This window comes from Faecalibacillus sp. MSK20_93 (assembly GCF_020589945.1).
Classification (GTDB): Bacteria; Bacillota_I; Bacilli_A; order Erysipelotrichales; family Coprobacillaceae; genus Faecalibacillus; species Faecalibacillus intestinalis.
In genome coordinates this window covers 1-4,867 of record NZ_JAJDKA010000097.1, presented here as the reverse complement: position 1 = coordinate 4,867, position 4,867 = coordinate 1, and the positions used below count along the sequence as shown (strand labels likewise).

General features: G+C 30.1%; 6 protein-coding genes, 1 pseudogene and 1 riboswitch. Of the genes and pseudogenes, 6 read left to right on the top strand and 1 reads right to left on the bottom strand.

The features are described from left to right. Positions 1–42 precede the first annotated feature (42 nt). From LJD34_RS15480 to tenA, 3 genes are all read left to right on the top strand, one after another. Positions 43–342 (top strand): hypothetical protein, encoded by a 300-nt coding sequence (locus tag LJD34_RS15480; protein WP_227360314.1) that lies wholly within the window; start codon positions 43–45, stop codon positions 340–342. 40 nt (positions 343–382) lie between these two features. Further along, a riboswitch (TPP riboswitch) is annotated at positions 383–489 on the top strand. 248 nt (positions 490–737) lie between these two features. Next, entirely contained in the window at positions 738–1,559 is an 822-nt protein-coding gene (gene thiM / locus LJD34_RS15475; protein WP_227360313.1) for a hydroxyethylthiazole kinase, read from the top strand. 42 nt (positions 1,560–1,601) lie between these two features. Beyond that, positions 1,602–2,261, top strand: a complete 660-nt coding sequence (gene tenA, locus LJD34_RS15470; protein ID WP_118473649.1) for a thiaminase II — start codon at positions 1,602–1,604, stop codon at positions 2,259–2,261. Positions 2,262–2,326: 65 nt separating this feature from the next. On the opposite strand, the gene LJD34_RS15465 is transcribed toward tenA, so the two are convergent. Continuing rightward, positions 2,327–3,058 (bottom strand): YebC/PmpR family DNA-binding transcriptional regulator, encoded by a 732-nt coding sequence (locus LJD34_RS15465; RefSeq protein ID WP_117787450.1) that lies wholly within the window; start codon positions 3,056–3,058, stop codon positions 2,327–2,329. Between the two features lie 134 nt (positions 3,059–3,192). Here LJD34_RS15465 and LJD34_RS15460 point away from each other — a divergent pair, with 134 nt between their 5' ends. The 3 genes and pseudogenes from LJD34_RS15460 to LJD34_RS15450 all read left to right on the top strand — a co-directional run. Further along, positions 3,193–4,263: an NAD(P)/FAD-dependent oxidoreductase gene (locus LJD34_RS15460; RefSeq protein WP_117480611.1), complete on the top strand. Its 1,071-nt coding sequence runs from the start codon at positions 3,193–3,195 to the stop codon at positions 4,261–4,263. Positions 4,264–4,350: 87 nt separating this feature from the next. Then, on the top strand, positions 4,351–4,611 hold the full coding sequence (locus tag LJD34_RS15455) for a helix-turn-helix domain-containing protein (RefSeq protein WP_048923617.1): 261 nt from the start codon (positions 4,351–4,353) through the stop codon (positions 4,609–4,611). Between the two features lie 165 nt (positions 4,612–4,776). Then, positions 4,777–4,867 (top strand): annotated as a pseudogene (locus LJD34_RS15450) (peptidase S51); the annotation flags it as partial.

The following is a 4,867-nucleotide window of genomic DNA, read 5'->3' as shown; positions in this document are numbered from 1 at the left end:
TCAAAAAGAAGTTGATTTTGATGGAACAATGACAGTAATGATTTGTACATTATAATGAGATGTTATCATTGTAGTCATGAAATAAAAGATTCTGCTTTTGCTTATAAGGGTAGACAAGAATGTAAAGAATGTCATAGTATTTATCAAATCCATTTTCCTTCAGGAGTAGGATTTATTCCTATTGTGATTGCCTTTATACCGGCTTTATATATGGTAACAATTTTAAGATATGCATTTATTGTTGGACTTGCGGTCTTTGTTATCTTTTATTGGGCCATTGATATTATTATGAATAATATTTTAATTTATTTAGGTAAATATGAAATTGAAGAAATTGAATAAAACTTGTATTTAAAAAAATAAAGAGTATCATTAAATATGTAAATAGAAACAGGGGAGCTTGTATGCAGGCTGAGAGGAAGTCATCAAACTTCGACCCTTTAACCTGATATGGATAATGCCATCGTAGGAAGTCAACATTTCGATTTTTTTACAGGAGCATGTCTCCTGTTTTTTATTTAAAAAGAAGTGTCCACATATGTGGCGGATTGAAGGGGAGCGCCTTGAATCTTGTATTAAGCGAAGGGAAGCTGTGTTCCAGCGTGAGAGGATACCACAAAGTATCGACCGAACTACCATAAAGTTATTTCATAAACGAAGTTTATGTTTTTGATGATGGGTAAGTTTGGTCATCTTCATATTTATGAAATAACTTGTAAAAAACAAGGAGAGAAAATATGTTAGAAGAAATGTTAAAAAATGTTAGAGAAAAAAGTCCACTCATTCACAATATTACAAATTATGTTACAGTCAATGATTGTGCTAATGTCGTTCTTGCATGTGGAGCATCACCAATTATGGCAGATGATCAAGAAGAAGTTGCTGAAATTACTTCGATTTGTACAGGACTTAATATTAATATTGGAACACTTAATATGCGAACGATTGAATCAATGGTCATTGCTGGGAAAAAAGCTAATGAACTTCATCATCCAGTTGTATTAGATCCTGTAGGAGTTGGAGCATCTACGTTAAGAACTCAAACAGCTTTAAAGTTATTAAAAGAAATTCAGTTTTCAGTTATTCGTGGAAATATTTCAGAAATCAAAACTTTAGCTTTAGGAAGTGGTACAACGAAGGGTGTTGATGCTAATCTTGCAGATAAAGTGACAGCAAAAAATATCCATGAAGTTGTCAGTTTTGCTCAAGAGTTTTCTAAAAAAACAGGGGCAGTTATCGCTATTACAGGGGCTATTGACTTAGTATGCAATGAAAATATTGCTTATGCAATTTATAATGGTCATGAAATGATGTCTTCGATTACAGGAACAGGATGTCAATTATCAGCACTTACGACTTCATTTGTTTCCGCAAATCCTGATTATTTACTTGAAGCAACAGTTGCTGCAGTATGTACCATGGGTCTTGCTGGAGAAATCGCACATGAAAGATTAACACCATTAGATGGTAATGCAAGTTATCGAAATTATATTATTGATGCTATTTATAATATGACTCCTAAGCAATTACAAGAAGGATCTCAATATAAAAAAATCTAACTAGATATGTGATTACTCTAAAATAATGAAAAGAGGAAGATTATGAAAACAACAGATAAGATGTTAGAAGCAACAAAAGAACTATGGAAATCTTATAATGAACATCCTTTTGTTAAAGGAATACAAGATGGTTCATTAACTAAAGATAAATTTAAATATTATATTATGCAAGATTATCTTTATTTAAAAGAATACGCTAAAGTTTTTGCGATTGGAGTTGCTAAAGCAAAAACTTTAGAAACAGCGAATCTTTTTGCTAAATATATTGCTGTAATGAATGGTGAATTAGATGTTCATAGTGGTTATATGGGAAAATTTAATGTAAGCCAAGAAGAAATAGATGATATGAAACCATCACTTGATAATTTATCTTATACCTCTTATATGCTACGTGTTGCCTATGAAGAAGGAGAAGTAGAAATCTTGGCAGCTATATTATCTTGTGCTTATAGTTATGAAGTTATTGCGAAAAAGATTGTTGAAAATAATCCAAATTCAATCAATGATGAATTTTATGGGGATTGGATCAAAGGCTATGCTTCTAATGAATATGCTAGTGGTAATATTATTTTAATAGAAACAATGAATCAACTTACTAAAGATTATACAGAAAAACAAATTCAACATCTTATTGATATCTTTGTAGCATGTTCAAGATATGAACTTGTATTTTGGCAAATGTCATGGGATAAAAGTTGTTAGTAAATAAAAAAATGAAAGAGACAAAACATCTTTCATTTTTTCATTATAAAGAAAAAGAAGGAGAATTATTCTCCTTCATAATTTTCAACGTTATGGTAGATTTTATCTACATCGTCACAAGCATTTAAAAGATTCATTAATCTTTCAAATAATTCCATATCTTCACCTTCAAGAGATATATATTCTTGAGGTGTTGTAGCGATTTCTTCTACATCAAATTCAGCATTAGGACAAGCTGCTTCAATAGCATCTTTCATTTTATATAAATCAGTTGGTGCACCAGTTAATTCAATTGAACCATCTTCATGAGTTTCAATTTCTTGACAATCAGCTTCACCTTCCATTAAAGCTTCTAAAGTTTGTTCTTCATCTAATCCTTTAAAAGTTAAAATAGAATATGTATCATATAAATAAGATACTGAACCTTCATTTCCTAATTTAGCTTTAGATTTTGTAAATGCAGGACGTACTTGAGAAATAGTACGATTAATATTATCAGTTAAGCATTTAACAATAACAGTTGAACCACTTGGACCATATCCTTCAAATGTTTTTTCTTGATAATCTTCAGTAGCTCCACTTTTTACTTTATCAACTGCACGTTTAATAACGTCAGCAGGAACTTGTTCTTTTTTAGCTTTAGCAATAATTCTTCTTAATGCTAAGTTACCATCTGGATCAGTACCACCAGCTTTAGCAGCTAAATAGATTTCTTTTCCATAACGAGAATATAATTTTGCTTTTGCTGCAGCAGTTTTTGCCATAGCAACTTTACGCACTTCATGTGCTCTACCCATAAAAAAGCCTCCTTAATTGTATGTAATCTCAATACTTGGTTATTATAGCGAATACATCGAGGTTTTTCAAGGTTTAATATAAATGACAAACGAGTTTTGTTCATGTATAATGAAAAAGCAAATGAGGGATAAAGATGGAAACAATTGTTATTATTGGAGCAGGTGCAAGTGGACTTGCATGTATGAATGAATTAGTAAAAACAAATAAATATAATATTATTGTCTTGGAACAATCTAATAAAGCAGCTAGAAAAATACTTGCTAGCGGTAATGGAAGATGTAATGTTTCAAATTTGAATATGGATATTAAGTACTATAATCATCAAGACCCTTTAATAGAAAAATTAATTAAAGAATTTGATGTCGTCAATTTTTTTAAACAACTTTCTTTAAAACTACGTTATGAAAAGAACCTTGTTTATCCATATTCACTTTCAAGTTTATCTGTTAAAAATGCTTTAATGAAAAATATGGATAATGTATCGTATATCGATAATTGTGAGGTTCTAGCAATAAAAAAAGCTAAAACTTATGAAATTGTTACGACGAATGGTCATTATCAAGCGGATAAAATAGTTATTGCGACAGGATCACCAGCCAGTCATTTATCAGGACAAAATAATTTAAAAATGTTAGAAAAAATGCATATTTCCATGATTCCATTTACACCAAGTCTTGTTCAAGTAAAAACAAAACCCGTTTTTAAAGTTTTAAAAGGACAAAGAGTAAAGGGAATTGCAATGCTTTATGATCAAAATCAATTGATTGAAAAACAAACAGGAGAAATCATGTTTACAGATTATGGTCTATCAGGTATTTGTATTATGCAATTATCAAGATATTTAGATCATTTAAAAAATCCAAAACTTATTTTAAATTTATTGCCTGATATTGAAAAAGAAGAATTTCAACACTATGGTTTGGAAGGATTCTTTCATGAAAAAATCGTTCAGATTTTTAAAGAAAAAAATATTGATCCTCGTTGTTTAGAATTCAAAATCATCGATACAATGTCAATTGAAAAAGCACAAGTTTGTCATGGTGGTGTTTCTTTAAAAGAAGTAGATGAAAATTTACAACTTAAGAAATATCCAGGCATTTATGTTTGTGGAGAAGCTTTGGATGTTGATGGTGATTGTGGAGGTTACAATTTACATTTTGCTTTTGCAAGTGGTGTACATGTGGCAAAATCGATAAAGAAATAAAAGAGTAGTAAATGTGTTGTAAATAGAAATGTTATAATGAATATATAAGTGGAAAAATTATATTTACCAAATAATAAGGAGCTAACTATGGAAAGTCAAGAAAAGCACAATATAGAATGGAAATCAGTTTGGAAAGATGAATATTTAGTTGGTATATGTGCGTTTGCCAATGCACAAGGTGGTAAATTTTTTATTGGTATAGATGATAATGGTAAAATTATTGGTGTGGAAAATTCAAAAAAATTATTAGAATCCTTACCAAGTAAAATAAGAGATGCTATGGGAATCGTAGTAGATATTAATTTAGTCCCTATTTACATTTGTGTGTCTAATACCAAGACAGTATAATTATACATTTCACGAATTGCGTAAGCAATTAGAAAATCAAGTAGTCCAAATTCCATAAAATGAAATTTTAGGGCAAATTACAGACATTGGCTTGGCTGTAGTATTTTTAAACAACGTGTGTTAGACTACTGTTATACAAATCGAAATTTATAAAGGAGAATATTGATGAAACTGTTTTTATGTTCGCACTTTTCAAGTGTGGGAAGTCTGATAAAGGAAGAAATTGAAAATAAGAAAGTCGCATTTATTCCAACAG

What these genes read in the sequence shown, in the direction of transcription:
- thiM (WP_227360313.1), top strand. Translation starts at nt 738, where the DNA reads ATGTTAGAAGAAATGTTAAAAAATGTTAGAGAAAAAAGTCCACTCATT.
- tenA (WP_118473649.1), top strand. Translation starts at nt 1,602, where the DNA reads ATGAAAACAACAGATAAGATGTTAGAAGCAACAAAAGAACTATGGAAA.
- LJD34_RS15465 (WP_117787450.1), bottom strand. Translation starts at nt 3,058, where the DNA reads ATGGGTAGAGCACATGAAGTGCGTAAAGTTGCTATGGCAAAAACTGCT.
- LJD34_RS15460 (WP_117480611.1), top strand. Translation starts at nt 3,193, where the DNA reads ATGGAAACAATTGTTATTATTGGAGCAGGTGCAAGTGGACTTGCATGT.
- LJD34_RS15455 (WP_048923617.1), top strand. Translation starts at nt 4,351, where the DNA reads ATGGAAAGTCAAGAAAAGCACAATATAGAATGGAAATCAGTTTGGAAA.